The following is a 19,008-nucleotide window of genomic DNA, read 5'->3' on the forward strand; positions in this document are numbered from 1 at the left end:
TCCTTCACCGCTCGGCCGCCCGAGCCGCCGCCTCCAGCCGGCCCCGGTACGTCTCCCACCACTGCGCGTCGCCCGGCGGCAGACCGGCGTTGTCCCGGCCCACCCCGACGGCGCCGTCGAGGAGTTCGCGGAGGATGTCGGCGTGCCCCGCGTGGCGCTGGGTGTCGGCCGTGACCCGGACGACCGCGTGATGCAACGTCACCTCGTCCTTCCCCTCCGGCCACCACGGCACCCTGCCCACCGTGTCCAGCGGCAGCGCGTCGACCGTGGCGTCCGCGTGCGCCCACGCCCTGCGGTAGAGGTCCACGATGTCCGCGCGTGACTCCTCGGCGGTGGCCCACATGTCCGCGTTGGTCTCGGCGCCGTCGTCCAGCCAGGGCAGCGGCTCGCCCGACGGCCGCCCGAAGACGTCCCCGAGGTAGCCCAGCTCCACCCCGGCCGCGTGCTTCACCAGCCCCAGGAGGTTGGTCCCGGTCGGGGTGAGCGGGCGGCGGATGTCGTACTCCCCGAGACCGTCGAGCTTCCACAGGAGGGCATCGCGGGCGGACTGGAGGTAGAGGCGCAGGTCGGCCTTGGGGGTTGAGGCGGTCATGGGGTGAGTCTGCCGTCACCCGCGCACGCGGTACGGAGGTTTTCCCGACCCTGTCCTGTGAGCTCCGGCCCCACCCTGCGGGCCGGCCGCTCCAGTGGGCTGTCAGCCCGCCTGGGGTCCGCCCAGCGGCAGGCCCGTCTCGCGCAGCCAGGCCTGGGCGGCGGGGGTCCAGGCGCTGCGGGCGCCGAGGGAGATCCAGACGCCGAACTCGCCGGGGGCCGGCTCGGCGTGCTGTGCGGTCCAGACGCTGTTCAGGCAGAGCTGGACACCGCAGCCCTTGGCGTCGGGCAGGCCACGCCAGCGGCAGTCCCAACCGGCGTCCAGGGCCAGGGGTCCGAGTGCCAGGACCATCTGGTCCAGTTCCTCCTCGGTGCACTCGTCCTCGGGCTCGGTGCCGGGGCCGCCGAAGGGCGGCGTCAGGCTCAGGATGAGCTCCAAGTCCTCGGGCAGCGGCCAGAGTTCGGCCAGTTCCGGGCGGAGCCGTGCGTCCACCATGAACAGCCAGTCCGGCCCCCGGCGTTCGAACGCCACGCCACGGCGGGTCAGTTCGCCCAGGAACGGGCCGACGGCGGACGGCGCCGGTTCCCCGGCGAACCGGCCGGTGCCGAAGGTGCGTACGGCGTGGACGTACTGCGCGGCCGTGGTGACCGGGCTCAACTGGGGCCAGGGGAGGCCCTGCCACTCGGCCAGTTCACGCATGATCGCGCGCGCCCGCGACAGCGCGCTCGCCGCGTCGGGGAAGGGTTCGAGGACCCGGTGGAGGATCGACTTGGACAAGAGGGTTTCTCCCGCACGGAGTTCAGGGGCGGACGCGCGGGCCCGCTCTGTGCCGCAGTAGTACCCCCGTGCGCCGGGGGCGCTCAATCATCGGCGGGCAAAGTCCTTACGGCGGGCGGCGGTTCAGGTCGTGGGCGCGTTCGCGGGGGTCGGGGCGGGTGTCGGCAGGGCGTTCTGCCGGGTCCGTGCCCAGCGGACGGCGAGGGGTGCCGCCAGGCCCGTCAGCGCGAACATGGCGCCCACGACGTACCACCCGGGCCGGCCCCAGGTGATGCAGAGCCAGATGAGCAGTCCGGGACCGAGGGCCTCGGCCAGTCCGGCGCCGAGGCCGAACACGCCCAGGTACTGCCCCGTGGCGTGCCGTGGCGCCAGCGCGAAGGACACCTCGAAGCCGGCGGCGGAGTGCCACAGCTCGCCGACCGTGTGGACCACCACCGCGGCGATGAGCAGCGCGGCGGCGGCCCACGCCGGTCTCCCCGAGGACAGCGAGATCATCGAGCAGGCGATGAGGAAGGCGACGCCCGCCCGCCGGTAGGCGTTACCGCCGGCTTCGGGGGAGTCGACGTCCCGTCCTGCCCGCACCTGGAACGCGACGACGATGACGGTGCCGGTGAGCATGGTGCCCGAGATCAGCCAGTGCGGGGCGCTGGTGGCGCCGACGATCCAGAGCGGGATGGCCACCGTGAGCACCTTGAACTGGATGGCCATGACGCCGTCGAGGGCGGTGAGCAGCAGGTAGGGGCGGTCGCGCAGGGCGATCCAGCGGGGGCCGCCGGTGGCGGGGGCGGGCTCGACCGGCGGGAGGGAGACCAGGAGCGCCGCGGAGACGACGAAGGCGATCGCGTTGCCGACGGCCATGAGCTGGTAGGCGGTGAGGGTGCCCACTTGCACGACCCACCCCGCGCCCACGGCGCCGAGGGAGATGCCGACGTTCGTCACCGCGCGGAGATAGGCCCGGAACTCCTGCGGCCGGTCCCCTCCGTAGTGCCTGATGAGCGGCGAGCGGGCGGCGATTCCGGCGGCCTTCGCACCGGCGGCCGCGCACACCACGAGGACGAACGACCAGAAGCTGTCCACCAGGACGAAACAGGCGGTGGCCAGCGCCTGGACGACGAGGGTGGCCGCGTAGACGCCGCGGGCGCCGCGCCGGTCCGCGAGATGCCCGCCGCCGATGCCCAGGGCCAGCGAGACACCTCCGGCGATCCCGAGCCCGAGTCCCACCCGGCCGGCGGGCAGCTGGGCCGCCTCGGTGAAGTACAGGACACCCGCGGTCAGATAGAGCCCGCTGCCGACGGTGTAGACGAAGTTCGAGGCGGCCAGGACGCGTTGGGGCCCGGTATCCGGCAGCAGGTGGGGCACGGCTGACTCCGCGTTCACGACAGGCGGTAAGGACCCCGGTAGCTTGTTGCATATTACTTGCAATAGCAAGAGAGTTGCCGGTGTTGGACCCGCTCGGCTTCCTCGCCGGGGTCGCCATGGCGGTGCGGGCTTGGGGAATGCGCCGGGTGAGGGAGTCGCTCGTCCCATAGGACGGGGTCGGTCCGTCAGTACCGCCCCAAGCTCCGGCCGCCCCGGGCGGGCCCCGGCCGCCTCCACGCAGGCATGCCGGCCGAACCCGGGCATGACCATCCAGCCCCTATGTACTAGAGTTATCTCGACATCGAGATATCTGCCGAGGCGCACCGCAGCAGCCGTACCGGTAAGGGTTACCTAACTTAGCCTTACCTTAGCGGATTGGCCAGACCGGCGTGGCGGCAGGATGCGGTGGAACGCGCACATCAATGAAGGAGACTGTCGTGTCGGCGAACAGCTTCGACGCCCGCAGCACGCTGCAGGTGGGCGACGAGTCGTACGAGATCTTCCGGCTGGACAAGGTCGAGGGCTCGGCCCGCCTGCCGTACAGCCTGAAGGTCCTGCTGGAGAACCTGCTCCGCACGGAGGACGGCGCGAACATCACCGCCGACCACATCCGCGCCCTCGGCGGCTGGGACTCGCAGGCTCAGCCCAGCCAGGAGATCCAGTTCACGCCGGCCCGCGTGATCATGCAGGACTTCACCGGCGTCCCCTGTGTCGTGGACCTCGCGACCATGCGTGAGGCCGTCGCGGCGCTCGGCGGCGACCCGGCGAAGATCAACCCGCTCTCCCCGGCCGAGATGGTCATCGACCACTCCGTCATCGCCGACAAGTTCGGCACCCACGACGCGTTCAAGCAGAACGTCGACCTGGAGTACGGCCGCAACAAGGAGCGCTACCAGTTCCTGCGCTGGGGCCAGACCGCGTTCGACGACTTCAAGGTCGTCCCGCCGGGCACCGGCATCGTCCACCAGGTGAACATCGAGCACCTGGCCCGCGTCGTCATGGTCCGTGACGGCAAGGCGTACCCCGACACCCTGGTCGGCACCGACTCGCACACCACCATGGTCAACGGCCTCGGTGTGCTCGGCTGGGGCGTCGGCGGCATCGAGGCCGAGGCCGCCATGCTCGGCCAGCCGGTCTCCATGCTGATCCCGCGCGTCGTCGGCTTCAAGCTCACCGGTGAGCTGACCCCCGGCACCACCGCCACCGACCTGGTGCTCACCATCACCGAGATGCTGCGCCAGCACGGTGTGGTCGGCAAGTTCGTCGAGTTCTACGGCGAGGGTGTGGCCGCCACCTCCCTGGCCAACCGCGCCACCATCGGCAACATGTCGCCGGAGTTCGGCTCGACGGCCGCCATCTTCCCGATCGACGACGAGACCCTGAACTACCTCAAGCTCACCGGCCGCTCCGAGCAGCAGGTCGCGCTGGTCGAGGCGTACGCCAAGGAGCAGGGCCTCTGGCTGGACCCGAAGGCCGAGCCCGACTTCTCCGAGAAGCTGGAGCTGGACCTCTCCACGGTCGTCCCCTCCATCGCCGGACCGAAGCGCCCGCAGGACCGCATCGTCCTGGCGAACGCCGCCGAGCAGTTCAAGTCGGACGTCCTCAACTACGTCGACGTCGTGGACGAGGCGGGCAAGGAGTCCTTCCCGGCCTCCGACTCCCCGGCGATCGCCCCCAACGGCACCCCGTCGAACCCGGTCACCGTGACCGCCCCCGACGGCACCACCTACGAGCTGGACCACGGTGCGGTGACGGTCGCGGCCATCACCTCCTGCACCAACACCTCCAACCCGTACGTCATGGTCGCCGCGGCGCTCGTCGCCAAGAAGGCCGTGGAGAAGGGCCTGACCCGCAAGCCGTGGGTCAAGACCACCCTCGCCCCGGGCTCCAAGGTCGTCACCGACTACTTCGAGAAGGCGGGCCTGACCCCCTACCTCGACAAGGTCGGCTTCAACCTGGTCGGTTACGGCTGCACCACCTGCATCGGCAACTCCGGCCCGCTGCCGGAGGAGGTCTCCAAGGCCGTCAACGATCACGACCTCGCGGTCACCTCGGTCCTCTCGGGCAACCGCAACTTCGAGGGCCGGATCAACCCCGACGTCAAGATGAACTACCTGGCCTCCCCGCCGCTGGTGGTCGCGTACGCCCTCGCGGGTTCCATGAAGGTGGACATCACCAAGGACGCCCTGGGCACCGACCAGGACGGCAACCCGGTCTTCCTCAAGGACATCTGGCCCTCCGAGGCCGAGGTCAACGAGGTCGTCGCGAACGCCATCGGCGAGGACATGTTCGCCAAGTCCTACGAGGACGTCTTCGCGGGCGACGCCCAGTGGCAGGCGCTGTCGATCCCGACCGGCAACACCTTCGAGTGGGACGCGGAGTCCACCTACGTCCGCAAGCCCCCGTACTTCGAGGGCATGCAGACGGAGCCGTCCCCGGTCACCGACATCACCGGTGCCCGCGTGCTCGCCAAGCTGGGCGACTCGGTCACCACCGACCACATCTCCCCGGCCGGCGCGATCAAGGCCGACACCCCGGCGGGCAAGTACCTCACCGAGCACGGTGTGGAGCGTCGTGACTTCAACTCCTACGGCTCGCGCCGTGGCAACCACGAGGTCATGATCCGCGGCACGTTCGCCAACATCCGCCTGCGCAACCAGATCGCGCCGGGCACCGAGGGCGGCTACACCCGCGACTTCACCGTCGAGGGCGCGCCGGTCTCCTTCATCTACGACGCCTCGCGCAACTACATCGAGCAGGGCATCCCGCTGGTCGTCCTGGCCGGCAAGGAGTACGGCTCCGGCTCGTCGCGCGACTGGGCCGCCAAGGGCACCGCGCTCCTCGGCGTCAAGGCCGTCATCGCCGAGTCCTACGAGCGCATCCACCGCTCGAACCTCATCGGCATGGGCGTGCTCCCGCTCCAGTTCCCGGAGGGCCAGAACGCGGCCTCCCTCGGCCTGACCGGCGAGGAGACCTTCTCCTTCACCGGCGTCGAGGAGCTGAACAACGGCACCACCCCGCGCACGGTCAAGGTCACCACCGACACCGGTGTGGAGTTCGACGCGGTCGTCCGCATCGACACCCCCGGCGAGGCGGACTACTACCGCAACGGCGGCATCATGCAGTACGTGCTGCGCAACCTGATCGCCAAGTAAGCGGTCCGGAAACGCGGTTGAAGGGCCGCATCCCCTCGGGGGTGCGGCCCTTCGTCGTGCGCGGCCGTGCCGCCGTCACCGGGGTGGACTGAGTAGGCGTACTCATGCGGCGCCGGGGCCGGAGCGGCACGGTAGGCGCATGACAGCGTCGCACCCCGCCTCCGCCTCCGTCTCCCCACCGCGCCGGAGACGGCCCTGGTCCCGCAGGACCTCCACGTTCGCGGACGTCTCCGTCGCCCTGCTGCTCTTCGCGGTGGAGGCGCTGGTGATCTGGGGGGCCGTCCTCGGGTACGGCATGTGGGCCTGGGCCGCCCAGGGGATGCGGTCGGAGATCGACGCCGCCGCGCTCGCGGAGATCGGCTGGCTGCGCGGCGCGGCTGTCGTCGTGACCGTCTGCGCCGTACTCGCGCTGCTCTCCCGGGCGCCCTGGACCGTCACCTCGCAGGTGATCGTGGCGCTGGTGGTGGGGGCGCTGCTCGCGCAGGTCCAGCGTGATTACGACCGGAGCCATCCGGCGCCTCCGCCTCCGCCGGCGGCAGGTTATGTGCCCTGCTACAGCGGAAGCGGCACCTGTGAGTGACCCCGGCCCGCCGGTTCCCCGGTGAGGAACCGGGCGGCCGCCTCGCCGATCATCACCGACGGCGCGTTGGTGTTGGCCGAGGTGATGACCGGCATGACCGAGGCGTCGGCGACCCGCAGGCCCGTGATGCCGTGGACGCGCAGACGGGCGTCCACCACGGCCTCCGGCCCGCCGCCCATGGCGCAGGTCCCGGCCGTGTGCTGGTAGGGAAGACAGGCGTCCCGCAGGAACGCCCTGATCCGCCGTCCGTCCAGGGGTCCCGCCGGGGCGATCCGGCGCCGGATCAGCGCGCGGTGGGCGGGCTGGTCCGCGAGGTCGAGACCCAGCTCCACGGCCGCCGACAGGGCGTCCACATCGGCCTGTTCGGTGAGCAGGTTCGGCTGGATCTCCAGCGGGCCGGCGGGGTCGGCCGACAGCAGCCGGAGATGGCCGCGGCTCTCGACCCGCATCAGCCCCGGCAGGATCGAGAAGGCGTGCGGCGGGGGCGGGGGAGGGGACACCGCGCCGATCTCCGGTGACACGTACGGCAGTTGGATGGACACGAACATCAGGTCGGGGACCGGCCGGCCCGGACCGCTGGGCCAGAAGGCGATGCTGCCCTCCAGATTGTGCTCCGGCGGCGGCAGCGCCCGCCGGGTCTCGAAGCACAGCCCCGCGAGCAGCGGGTGCTCCTGGAGGTTCCGTCCCACGCCGGGCAGGTCGGCCACCGTCCTGATGCCCAGCCGGGCCAGCTCGTCGGCGGGTCCGATCCCGGACAGCATCAGCAGCCGGGGACTGTCGACGGCACCGGCCGACAGCACCACCTCGCCGGTGGCGCGGACCCGGTGCACCCGGCCCTCCCGCGCGAACTCCACGCCCGTGCAACGGTTTCCGGCGAAGGTCAGCCGCCGGACGGCCGCCCGGGTGACCACGGTGAGCCGGGGATGGCCGAGCAGTGGCCGCAGACAGCCGTGCCAGGAGTTCCAGCGCCGGCCGTCCCGGACGTTCATGCTGACCGGGCCCGCGCCGAGGGGCTCGGGAACGTTGATGTCGTCCAGATACGGCATGCCGTAGGACCGGCAGCTGTCGATCAGGGCGGCCGCGACGGGATGCAGGTCCCTGGCCCGCTCCACCCGCAGGGGTCCGCCCGCGCCCCGGTGGGCGCTCGGCCCGTCCTCCCAGTCCTCGGAGGCGGTGAAGTACGGCAGGACCGAGGCGTAGTCCCAGCCCGGGTTGCCGGCCGCCGCCCAGCCGTCGTAGTCCGCCGCCCGGCCGCGCGCCCACACCAGCGCGTTGACGGCACCGGAGCCGCCGACGACCTTGCCCCGGGCCAGCGGCAGCGTGCGGTTGCCGGTGTGCGGGTTCGGGGCGTACCGGTAGTTCCAGTCGAAGGCCGAGCCGAGGTTCTCCACCCACCGCCGGGGGCAGGTCAGGCTCGGGGCGTCGTCGCGACCGCCGCCCGCCTCCAGGACCAGGACGCGGCCTTCGGTACGGCACAGCAGACGCGCGGCGACGACACAGCCGGCGGAACCGGCGCCCACCACGATGTGGTCGTACTCCCGCGCCCGCTTCCTCGTGGCCCTGATCATGAGCCCAGCACCATCGCGAAGGCGGCGTGGTCCGCCAGGGAGCCGGACCGGTCGACGCTGATGAACTTGGACTCGGTGTAGGCGTCCAGGGCGTCCGGGCCGCCCTCGCGCCCCAGACCGCTCTGCTTCATCCCGCCGAACGGGTAGGCCGTCGGCGTCACGTGCCAGTCGTTGACGAACACCATCCCGGCGTCGATCCGCCGGGCGACGTCGAGCGCCCGCTCCTCGTCCCGGCCCCACACCCCGGCCGACAGCCCGTACGAGGTGTCGTTGGCGAGCGCGACCGCGTCCTCGACCGAGTCGTAGGCGAGGACCGTCAGGACCGGTCCGAACACCTCCTCGCGGGCGATGCGGGAGTCCCGCGCGACACCGGCGACGACGGTCGGCTCGATCCAGTTGCCCGTCTCGAACCGCTCGCCCTTGGGCACGCCCCCGCCGCAGACGACGGCCGCGCCCTCGGCGCGGGCCTCCTCGACGCGGGCCAGGATGCCGTCCCGCTGCTCCCTCGTGATCACGGGGCCGAGATCGGTCGCCGGGTCGAGCGGGTCGCCCACGCGCAGGGAGCCCGCGCGGGCGGCGAGCGCGGCCACGAAGGCGGTCTCGCGCTCCCGGGGCACCAGGAGCCGGCTGCCCGCCTCGCAGGCCTGCCCGTTGTTGGCCATGACCGCGTACAGGGCGCCGTCCACCGCGAGCTCGAAGCCGGCGTCCGGCAGGACGATGTTCGGTCCCTTGCCGCCCAGCTCCAGCGTCACCCGCCGTACCGTGCCGGCGCTCTGCCGGAGGATCTCCTTGCCCACCTCGGTGGAGCCGGTGAAGGCGGCCTTGCGGACGCCCGGGTGCCCGCTGAGATGCGCGCCCACCGGTACGCCGTCCCCCGTCACCACGTGGAGCACACCGCGCGGCAGGCCCGCCGCCTCGAACTCCCGGGCCAGCTCCAGGGCGAGCAGCGGGGTGTGCTCGTCGGGCTTGAGGACCACGGTGTTCCCGGCCGCCAGCGCGGGGCCGACCTTCAGCGCGGTCACGGTCAGCGGAAGATTGAAGGGCACGATCGCCGCGACCACACCGACAGGTTCCCGGCGCAGAATTCCGGTGCTCTGGAACGGGTACATGTCGGGGCCGCGGATTTCGAAGGGGTACGACTCCGCAAGGTCCGCGAAATACCGTAGATGCGCGATACTCAGGCCCAGGTGCAGAACGCGGCTGGTGCGGATCGTCGCGCCGTTCTCCCGCGACTGGAGGACGGCCAGTTCCTCCTGGCGGCGCTCCAGCGCGTCCGCGACCGTGCGGATGATCCGGGCGCGCTCCGCCGGCGGGGTCCGGCGCCAGGAACCCTCCGCGTGCGCGGCGGCGGCCGAGGCGACCGCCTGGTCCACGTGCTCCGTGGTGCCCCGCGCGACGGTCGCCACGGGCTCGCCGGTGGCGGGGTCGGTGATCGTGTAACGGTCCGCGCTGTCGGTCCACTCGCCGTTCACGTACAGCGGATAATGCGGGATATTCATTTCTCCTCCATTTCGCGGGTCGGACGCGCTTTCACGGACCGGATTCGCGGACCGGATCGGACCGGAGCGGCCGGAAAAGGGAATCGCGATCAGCGTAGGTTTCGCCCGCGTACACGGAACACCCAGTAAGCTGGGGAAATCGGCCGCACGTCAGGGCGGGTGCAGCATGAGCGATTCCCGGCTCCAGCGGGGCCTTCGGAAACTGGCGGGACAGGGGCTGGGCTCGTCCGCGTTCCGGCACGCGTCCGCGGACCGGATCGCCTCGGCGGTCGGCGCCGACGCGTACTGCTTCGCCGAGACCGACCCGGAGTCGGTGCTCGCGACCACCTACGCGACCGGCAACCTCGACCGGTCCGGCGCCGCCCTGCTGCACTTCAACGAGGCCGGCCAGCACGACTTCCTGAAGCTGCGCGCCCTGGCCGCCGGCCCGGACCCGGCCGGTGCCCTGTCGGCGGTGACCGGCGGCCGGCTCGACCGCAGCGCGCGCCACCGGGAGCTGCTCGGCCCGCTCGGCCTCGGCGACGAGATCCGGGCCGTCGCGCGGACCGACGGCCGGGTCTGGGGCTTCCTCCATCTGTTCCGCCGGGAGGACCGGCCCGCCTTCGGCCCGGACGAGGTCGGCGTGGTCGCCGCGGCGGCGCCGTTGCTGGCCGAGGGCATCCGCGACGCCGCCCTCGGCTCGCCGGGGCCCGCCCACGACGTGCCGGGCCCCGTGCTGGTCCTGCTCGACGACACCGACCGCGTCGTGGAGTCGACGCCCCGCGCCGACGAGGTGCTGGCCGAACTGCGCGACCCGGACGAACGGCCGGCCGAGACCCCGGACGTCGCCCTCATGATGGCCGTCCTCGCCCGGGCCCCCGCCGAGGCGTCCGCTCCCGTGACCGCCCGGGTGCGGACGCGGGCGGGCCGCTGGTTCTCGCTGCACGCGGGCACGACCACCGCGGCCGGCGGTGTCCGGCGGGTCGCGCTGATCCTGGAACCCGTCGCGGCCCCGCTGACCCCGGAGACCTGGCGTGCCCGCTTCGGGCTGTCGGCCGGGGAGGCCGAGGTGGTGGAGAAGATGCTCGCCGGACGCTCCACCGCGCAGACGGCCGCCGAGCTGATGATCTCGCCATGGACCGTGCAGGACCGGTTCACCAGCGTCTTCGCCAAGACCGGCGTCCGCAGCCGCCGCGAACTGAGCGGCCTGCTGCGCCCCTGAGCACGGCCCGGCTCCACGCCCGTGACCTCCCCACTGAGTAGCCGTACTCATGCGGTCCGGTCACCGGAGCGGCACGGTGGGCGCATGACACAGCCGCACCCCCTCTCCCCGCCGCGACGGAGATGGCCCTGGTCCCGCAGGACCCCCACGTTCGCGGACGTGAGCATCGCCCTGTTCCTCCTCGTGGTGGACGCGATGGTGATCTGGGCGACCGTCCTCGGGTACGGAATGCGGGGCTGGGCCGCGCAGGGGGATCGGCAGGAGATCGACACCGTCGCGCTCGCGGAGATGGCGTGGCTGCGGAACCTGGCCGTCGTCCTGACGGTCGGCGCCGGGATCGCGCTGCTCTGCCGGGCGCGCTGGACCGTCGCCTCGCTGGTGCTCGCGGGGCTCGTGGTGGGGGCGTTCCACACGCAGGTCCAGCGCGAGTACGACACGGACCATCCGAGCCCGGCGCCGGCCTCGCGTCATGTGCCCTGCTACAGCGGCAGCGGAACCTGCGAGTGAGCCCCTCGGCATCGCTCTGGGCGGACCCGGTGGAGAACGGTCCACCGGGTCCGCGAGCCGGGTGGGCGAGGGGGTGGTGCCCGTCCGGATGGGGCTGGTCCTGCGGGGGTGCGGCGGCTTGTGCCGGGGGAGGCGGGGCCTCGTCCCGGAGTGGAGCGCGACAACGTTGTCTAGTGGGTCCGTACCTGACTTTACCGCCCCAACGGACAACGATGTCAACCCAGTTGAGGGAACCGGGCCCCGCTGGTGCGGGCGGTCTTCCATGGGGCGGGCGGCGCACGTTACTGTCCCTGCGGCTTGTGCGACCCGTGGGGCGCGACCCGTCCGCAAGGAGGAAGGGCCGCGTCATGCGTTTCCGTCCGATGTCCCTGCTGCTCGCCGCCGCGCTCGCGCTCGGCGGCGGTGCCACCCCCGCCCTCGCGGCGACCCACGCACCACCCGCTCTCGTCGACGACCCGACGCCGTACGCCGATCCGCTGATCGGCACCAGCAACGGCGGCGACACCTTCCCCGGTGCCGTCGTGCCCTTCGGCATGTTCTCCTGGAGCCCGGAGAACACCAGAGGCGACGCCACCCGCACCGCCGCACCCGGTGGTTACCACTACGACGCCACCCGGGTCAGAGGCTTCAGTCTCACCCACATGTCCGGCACCGGCTGCGCGGGCGGCAGCGGCGACATCCCGTTCTTCCCGTACGCGGGCGAGGTCACCTCCTCCCCGGCGAGCGACACCAAGGACGCCGTCTACGCCTCGGACTTCAAGCACACCGACGAGACCGCCGAACCCGGCCACTACAAGCTCGGCCTCGCCTCCGGCGTCACCGCCGACCTCACCGCGACCGCCCGCACCGGCGCGGCCCGCTTCACCTACCCCGCCGACAAGCCCGCCTCGCTACTCGTGCGCACCGCCAACTCCGAGGTGGGGTCCGAGGATTCGACGGTCAGCATCGACCCCGACCGCCACACGGTCTCGGGCTCGGTCACCTCCGGCAACTTCTGCGGCTACCTCGATCCCGAGGGCCAACGCTCCTACTACACCCTCTACTTCACCGCCCACTTCGACCGCGCCTTCAAGTCCACCGGCACCTGGCAGGACGACAAGCTCACCCCCGGCTCCACCAGCGCCTCCGGCGGCACCGGCGGCTTCTCCCACGGCGGCCGCCCCGTCGCCGGCAAGGGCGCCGGAGGATACGTCGAGTTCGCGCCCGGCGCCGGACCGGTGAACGTCAAGGTCGGCATCTCCTACGTCAGCAAGGACGCCGCCGAGGCCAACCTCCGTGCGGAGAACGGCAGTCACCGCTCCTTCGACGCCGTACGGAACGCGGCCCGCGCGGCCTGGCGCGAGCGCCTCGGTGCCGTCCGTGTCGGCGGCGGCACCGACGACGAGCGCACCACCTTCTACACCGCGCTCTACCACGCCCTGCTGCACCCCAACGTGATCAGCGACGCCGACGGCCGCTACCGGGGCAGCGACGACAAGGTCCACCGCACCGCGCGCGGCCACCGCGCCCAGTACGGCACCTTCTCCGGCTGGGACGTCTACCGCGACCAGGTCCAGCTGCTCACCCTGCTCGACCCGCGCACCGGCTCCGACATCGCCCAGTCGCTCTACGAACTCAGCGAGCAGAACGGCGGCGTCTGGGACCGCTGGCTGCACGGCGCGAGCGGCACCCACGTCATGAACGGCGACCCCGCACCCACCGCCCTGGCCGGCATCCACGCCTTCGGCGGCACGGACTTCGACCTCAAGGGCGCCCTGAAGTCCCTGGTCGAGGCGGCCACCGTACCCACCGAGGAGGACCTGTCCGCCTCCGGCAAGCCGGTGCTGTCGGCCGGCCAGCGCCCCTCGCTCGACAAGTACCTGAAGCTGCACTACATGCCCAGCGTCTCCAACGCCTGGGGCGGCGCCGCCGAGACCCTGGAGATGTCCACCGCCGACTTCTCCCTCTCCCAACTCGCCACGGCCGCAGGGCGGAAGAGCACGGCTGACACCTTCGCGAACCGCGCCCAGTGGTGGCAGAACAACTTCAACATCGCCGCCGACTCCACCGGCGGCTACATCGCCAACCGCAAGGCCGACGGCAGCTGGGTCACCGGCTTCACCCCCGACACCGGCAACGGCTTCGTGGAGGGCTCGGCCGCCCAGTACACCTGGATGGTCCAGCACAACCCCGCCGGGCTCTTCGCCGCGCTCGGCGGCGCCGACAAGGCACTGGCCCGGCTGGACGACTTCTTCCACACCGCCGACGGCGAGTGGGCCCTCACCGGCAACGGCGGCGCCAAGTCCGAGCTGGACAACGAGCCCTCGATCAACGTGCCGTACCTCTACGACTACGCGGGCGCCCCGTACAAGGCGCAGGAGACCGTGCGGGCGGCGATGACCCAGCTGTGGGCGCCGACGCCCGGCGGCATCCCCGGCAACGACGACCTCGGCGCCATGTCGGCCTGGTACGTCTTCTCCGCGATGGGCATGTACCCCCAGGTCCCCTCGCGGGCCGAACTCGTCCTCGCATCCCCGCTGTTCGAGCGGATCGAGATCAGCCGCCCGCACGGCAACGACATCTCCGTGCGCGCGAGCGGAGCGGCGGCAAACGCGCCCTACGTCCAGTCCCTGAAGGTCAACGGACGTTCCAGCGACCGTCCTTGGCTGCCTGCCTCCTTCGTCCGCGACGGCGGCCGCCTCGACTACACCCTCGGCACCACCGCCGACCACGCCTGGGGCGCCCACAATCCGCCGCCGTCCTTCCGGCAGGGCGAGCAGCCCTACCAGATCGGCGTCGGCCCCACGGCGGCCACCCTCGCACCCGGTGACAGCACGAAGATCGGCATCCGCGCGCTGTCCCTGAACGGCGGCACCGGACCCGAGGTCCGCTACCAGGTCGAGACCCCGGCGGGGATCACGGCCACGCCCGCCGAGGGCACGGTCACCGGGGGCGCCCAGGAGATCACCCTGACCGCCGCCGAGGACGCCGGACAGGGCTTCGCCACCGCCAAGGTCACCGTGACCTCCGGGAGCACCTCCTACGAGCAGCCCGTGGCCCTCACGGTCGCCGCCCCCGGCACCCTGCTCGCCGCCTACGACAACACCGGCGTCTCCGACGACCAGGGCGACCACGACGAGGCCGACTACGACGGTGGCGGCTGGTCCTACTCCCGCCAGGCCCTCACCACGGCCGGACTCGACGCGGGCAAGCAGTACGCCACCGACGGCCTCGCCTTCACCTGGCCCGACTCGCCGGCGGGCCGCCCCGACAACGCCACCGGCGCCGGACAGACCGTCCAACTCAAGGACGGGGTGCATCAGTTGGCGTTCGTCGGCAGTGCCGTCAACGGCAACCAGCAGGCCAAGGCCACCGTCACCTACACCGACGGCAGCACCGCGACCGCCGACCTCTCCTTCACCGACTGGACCGTCGGCGGAGGCGGCGGCACCGTCCAGTACGGCAACGAGGTCGTCGCCAAGGCCGCGTACCGCAATGTCGCGGGCGCCGACAAGGACCCGGTCGCCACCTACGTCTTCGCCACCAAGCCGTTCACCGCGCCGGAGGGCAAGGCGGTGAAGAGCGTCAAGCTTCCCACCGACAGCGACCTGCACGTGTTCACCATCGCCACCGACTGACCCCGCACACACCGAAGGGGCGGGCCCGTGAGGGCCCGCCCCTTCGTCATGCCCGGTGCGTCAGCCCAGCAACTCCACCTCCGCGAGGGTGGATTCGCCGTCCAGGACGAGCCGGTACCTCGTGTACGACCCCGGCTTCGCGATGCTGAACGCCCGTGTCTGCCGGTCCCAGGCGAAGGACTCGCCCGACCGCTTGTCCAGCGTCGTCCACGTGGTGCCGTCCGTGGACCCCTGGAGCGTCCAGCCGGCCGGCGCCTTGGTGCGGTCCGCCGGTGAAGTCAGCGTGTACTGGGCGCCCTTGACGGCCCCGCTCACCGGAAGGTCCACCGAGGTGACCGTCGCGCTCGTCGCCGAGGTGTTGTCGAACAGCGCGCCGTCACCCTTCAGCACGTCCGCGCGCGGGCTCGGCACCTTGTCGTCCTGGGTGATGGAGGCCGGCGCCGCGTCCTTGCCCGTGCCCCACGACGAGGGCTTGTCGCCCATGGAGAACTCCAGCACCCCGCCCTTGGACAGCAGCGAGTGGGGGAGCGAAGTGGAGTTCCAGCTGCGGCCGTTGAAGCGCACACCCTGCACATAGACGTTGCGGGCGCTGTTGCGCGGGGCCTTGATCACCAGGTCGTGTCCGTTCTCCAGGTGGACGGTGACCTTCTTGAACAGCGGGGAGCCGATGGAGTATTCACCGCTGCCCATGACCAGCGGGTAGAAGCCGAGCGAGGAGAAGAGGTACCAGGCCGACTGCTCGCCGTTGTCCTCGTCGCCGTGGTAGCCCTGCCCGATCTCGCTGCCCGTGTACAGCCGGGACAGCGCCTGGCGCACGGTCGCCTGCGCCTTCCAGGGCTCGCCCGCCGCGTCGTACATGTAGATGACGTGGTGCGCGACCTGGTTGGAGTGGCCGTACATGCCCATCCGGACGTCCCGCGCCTCGGTCATCTCGTGGATGACACCGCCGTAGGAGCCCACGAACTCAGGGGAGGCCGTCTCCGGGGTGGCGAAGTAGGTGTCCAGCTTGTCGCCGAGGGCCTTGCGGCCGCCGTAGAGGTTGGCCAGGCCCCGGCTGTCCTGCGGGGCGGTGAAGGCGTAGCCCCAGCCGTTGGTCTCCGTGTAGTCGTAACCCCACACGCGCGGGTCGTACTTGGCGGAGTCCACGCGCCAGGCGCCCTTGGCGGTGCGGCCCTGGAAGAAACCCGCCTTGTCGTCGAAGAGGTTCACGTAGTCGCGGGCCCGGTTGAGGAAGTACTGCGACTCCTCGTGGTACCGCTTCTCGCCGGTCTTCCGGTAGAGGGCCTCGCCCATCTTGGCGATGCCGTAGTCGTTGACGTAGCCCTCCATGGCCCAGGAGAAGCCCTCGCCGGTGTCGGTGCTGGTGTAGCCGAGGAAGGGCGAGGTGGCCATGCCCTTGCGTCCGACGCCCGAACTCGGCGGCACCACGGTCGCGTTCTTCACGGCCGCGTCGTACGCCGCCTTGGCGTCGAACTTCACGCCCTTGACGTAGGCGTCGGCGAACGCCACGTCCGAGGAGGTGCCGGTCATCAGGTCGGCGTAGCCGGGGGAGGACCAGCGGGAGGTCCAGCCGCCGTCCTTGTACTGCTGCACGAACCCGTCGACCATCTCACCCGCCTGACCGGGCGTCAGCAGCGAGTACGCCGGCCAGGTCGTCCGATAGGTGTCCCAGAAGCCGTTGTTGACGTACACCTTGCCGTCCACGATCTTGGCGCCGGTGTGCGTCGGGGAGTCCGGGTTCGGCATCGGGGAGAACGGCGAGGCGTACTGGTACTTCGAACCCACCTTCTCGAAGCCGGAGTTGGGGTAGAGGTACAGCCGGTACATGCTGGAGTACAGCGTGGTCAGCTGGTCCGGGGTCGCCCCCTCCACCTCGACCTTGCCGAACAGCTTGTCCCAGGTGCGCTGGGCGCGCGCCTTCACGGTGTCGAAGGAGGTGCCGTCCGGGATCTCCTGGCGCAGGTTGTCCTTCGCCTGGTCGACGCTGATCAGCGAGGTGGCCAGGCGCAGCGTCACGGTGTGCCCGGAGCCGGCGGCGAACCGCAGATAGCCCTTGACCCCGCTGGAGGAGCCGTCCGTCACGGGCTTGTCGAAGGTGCCGTACACGAACAGCCGCGTCGCGCCCGTGGACAGGCCCGACTTGACGTCCGAGTAGCCGGTGACGATCCCGTGTTCCTTGTCGAGGGTGAGCCCCGCCTGCTCGGTGACGTTGTCGAAGAGCACGGACGCGTCGTCGCCGGGGTAGGTGAAGCGGAGCGCGGCCGCGTGGTCGGTCGGGGTCATCTCGGCCTTGAGACCGTTCTCGAACGTCACGCCGTAGTAGTACGGCCGCGCGGTCTCGTTCTCGTGCCGGAAGGCCAGCTCGCGCGCGTCACGGCCGGTGTCCGGGGTGCCCTTCGCGGCCGACGGCATCAGCTGGAAGGTCTGCCGGTCGCCCATCCACGGGCTCGGCTCGTGGCTCGCGCTGAACGCCTGGATGGTGGGCAGGTTGTCGTCGTTGTTGGCCCGTGCGTACTCGTACAGCCAGCTCAGCGAGGACGCGTTGGTCACCGGGGTCCAGAAGTTGAACCCGTGCGGGAGCGCGGTCGCGGGGAAGTTGTTGCCACGCGAGAAGCTGCCGCTGGAGTTGGTGCCGCGCGTGGTCAGCGCGTAGTCCGAGAGGTGCGCCTTGGGCCGCTCGGGCGCGGCCCGCCCGATGGCCACGTCGTCGATCCAGCCCCGGAACTTCGCCGGGCCCTTGGGGGAGTCGTAGGCCAGCAGGATCCGGTCGACGGTCTTGCCCGCCGCGACCGAACCGATGCGCGAGGCCACGTTGTTCCACTGGTTGACGTAGAGCACCTTGGCGTCGCCCTGGCCGCGCGGGGTCAGCGGGAAGCCGTGCTGGTCGCTCGCGCCCAGGTTGCTCAGATAGGTGCCGTCGGTGAAGGCCAGGTCCACGGAGACGTTGGTGGCGTCGTAGTCCCGGTCGCCGTCGGCCATCGACGGGAAGACGCGGTACGACAACCGGCTGTCGCGGCCGACCTTCACGTTGACGTCGAAGACCTTGTTGTACGAATAGGCGCGGCCGTCGGCCGTGTGGCGCCCCGCGTAGCGCAGCGCGTGCCTGCCGGTGAAGCCCGCGCCCGCCTTGGCCGTGGGCGAGCCGCTGGGCCCGCGGTCCACCAGCGAGAGCATGTCGTGCGGGACCGGGCCGTCGCTCCCGCCGGTCGAGAACTGCGCGTCGGCGAGCTGGAGGGCGTCGGTCGCGCCGTTGTTCTTCGTCACCTCCAGGCGGAAGTGCTGGTACTCCGCCGGGGCCGCCAGGTCGTAGGACTTGGTCTGGAAGCGCTCGGAGAAGGACTCGCCCGTGCGCGCGTCCACCTGCTTCCAGTCCTTGCCGTCCGCCGAGCCGAGCAGCTTCCAGTCCCTGGGGTCGCGCTCGTCGTGGTCGTTGGCCGAGGTGAGCGCGTAGGTGACCAGCTTGACCGGCTTGTCGAGGTCGAACTCGACCCAGCCGGTGGGCTGGAAGGTCAGCCACTTGGTGCTCGGGTCGACGTCGGTCAGGTTCTCCTTGACCTCGCCCGCGCCCGTGTTCTCGCCGTTGGCCCGCAGATCGGTGACGTGGTCGGTGACATTGCCCGGGATGCCGTTGCTGAAGCCGCCGTCCACCCCCGAGGAACGTTTGGCGCCGTCCGGCCCGGTGTCGACGGTACTGAGCCAGTCGGGCGCCGGATCACCCGCCTCGAACGAGGAGGCGAACTCCCCTTCCGCGGCCTTCGGATGGACGGGCAGGGCGATCGCGGCCCCTTGCGCGCCCGCGGCCATGACAAAGGCGGCCGTGAGGACGACCGCCGGAGTCCATCTGTGCCGAGTTCTCCGCTGCATCTACGGATTCCCCTCCTGCGCTCACTGCGGACAACGTTGTCAACTTGCTGCGCAAGAACCAGTAGGTGGTCAAGTGACCCGCGATGTCAAGGGCGTTGGGTGTGGCATTCAGGGGGCTGTCGCGCGCATTCGGCACAGGGGTCCGAACCCGCCGGACCGATATTTCCGGCAGGTCTCAACTCGGAAAAGTCCCGAGGTCCCGTTGTGCTCGATCTTGCCCCGTTGGCGGGAAGTGGACTATACCTATCGGCGTTTCCTGCACGAACCAGCACTACCCGACGCGGCGGCC

Annotated in this window: 11 protein-coding genes; 5 read left to right on the forward strand and 6 right to left on the reverse strand. The window is 71.3% G+C overall.

The genetic code is table 11. From position 1 onward, the window contains the following. Positions 1 to 4: 4 nt before the first annotated feature. The 3 genes from AB0898_RS15320 to AB0898_RS15330 all read right to left on the reverse strand — a co-directional run bounded on the left by AB0898_RS15320 (position 5) and on the right by AB0898_RS15330 (position 2,728). A complete protein-coding gene (locus AB0898_RS15320; protein WP_366803392.1) occupies positions 5 to 592 on the reverse strand; it encodes a DinB family protein in 588 nt (195 codons plus the stop codon). A 102-nt stretch (positions 593 to 694) separates the two neighbouring features. Further along, entirely contained in the window at positions 695 to 1,369 is a 675-nt protein-coding gene (locus tag AB0898_RS15325) for a hypothetical protein (protein ID WP_366803393.1), read from the reverse strand. 123 nt (positions 1,370 to 1,492) lie between these two features. Next, on the reverse strand, positions 1,493 to 2,728 hold the full coding sequence (locus tag AB0898_RS15330) for an MFS transporter (protein WP_366803394.1): 1,236 nt from the start codon (positions 2,726 to 2,728) through the stop codon (positions 1,493 to 1,495). A 437-nt stretch (positions 2,729 to 3,165) separates the two neighbouring features. Here AB0898_RS15330 and acnA point away from each other — a divergent pair, with 437 nt between their 5' ends. Both acnA and AB0898_RS15340 read left to right on the forward strand, forming a co-directional pair. After that, on the forward strand, positions 3,166 to 5,883 hold the full coding sequence (acnA, locus tag AB0898_RS15335) for an aconitate hydratase AcnA (RefSeq protein ID WP_366803395.1): 2,718 nt from the start codon (positions 3,166 to 3,168) through the stop codon (positions 5,881 to 5,883). Positions 5,884 to 6,022: 139 nt separating this feature from the next. Further along, positions 6,023 to 6,463, forward strand: coding sequence for a DUF6234 family protein (locus AB0898_RS15340; protein WP_366803396.1), 441 nt, complete (start codon positions 6,023 to 6,025; stop codon positions 6,461 to 6,463). Here the strand turns inward: AB0898_RS15340 and AB0898_RS15345 are convergent. Together AB0898_RS15345 and AB0898_RS15350 are read right to left on the reverse strand one after the other, a co-directional pair. After that, positions 6,436 to 8,031, reverse strand: coding sequence for a GMC family oxidoreductase N-terminal domain-containing protein (locus AB0898_RS15345; protein WP_366803397.1), 1,596 nt, complete (start codon positions 8,029 to 8,031; stop codon positions 6,436 to 6,438). The two genes, AB0898_RS15340 and AB0898_RS15345, sit on opposite strands and share 28 nt — an antisense overlap. Beyond that, positions 8,028 to 9,530 (reverse strand): aldehyde dehydrogenase family protein, encoded by a 1,503-nt coding sequence (locus AB0898_RS15350; RefSeq protein WP_366803399.1) that lies wholly within the window; start codon positions 9,528 to 9,530, stop codon positions 8,028 to 8,030. Before AB0898_RS15350 ends, AB0898_RS15345 begins: the two co-directional genes overlap by 4 nt. Before the next feature lie 166 nt (positions 9,531 to 9,696). On the opposite strand from AB0898_RS15350, the gene AB0898_RS15355 reads away from it, so the two are divergent. The 3 genes from AB0898_RS15355 to AB0898_RS15365 all read left to right on the forward strand — a co-directional run bounded on the left by AB0898_RS15355 (position 9,697) and on the right by AB0898_RS15365 (position 14,855). Next, positions 9,697 to 10,731 (forward strand): LuxR C-terminal-related transcriptional regulator, encoded by a 1,035-nt coding sequence (locus tag AB0898_RS15355; RefSeq protein WP_366803400.1) that lies wholly within the window; start codon positions 9,697 to 9,699, stop codon positions 10,729 to 10,731. A gap of 84 nt (positions 10,732 to 10,815) precedes the next feature. Then, entirely contained in the window at positions 10,816 to 11,238 is a 423-nt protein-coding gene (locus AB0898_RS15360; RefSeq protein ID WP_366803401.1) for a DUF6234 family protein, read from the forward strand. Positions 11,239 to 11,585: 347 nt separating this feature from the next. Then, a complete protein-coding gene (locus AB0898_RS15365) occupies positions 11,586 to 14,855 on the forward strand; it encodes a GH92 family glycosyl hydrolase (RefSeq protein ID WP_366803402.1) in 3,270 nt (1,089 codons plus the stop codon). Between the two features lie 60 nt (positions 14,856 to 14,915). On the opposite strand, the gene AB0898_RS15370 is transcribed toward AB0898_RS15365, so the two are convergent. Next, on the reverse strand, positions 14,916 to 18,719 hold the full coding sequence (locus AB0898_RS15370) for a GH92 family glycosyl hydrolase (protein WP_366803403.1): 3,804 nt from the start codon (positions 18,717 to 18,719) through the stop codon (positions 14,916 to 14,918). Positions 18,720 to 19,008 lie beyond the last annotated feature (289 nt).

It is taken from the genome of Streptomyces sp. NPDC005435, from assembly GCF_040703155.1.
Taxonomy (GTDB): Bacteria; Actinomycetota; Actinomycetes; order Streptomycetales; family Streptomycetaceae; genus Streptomyces.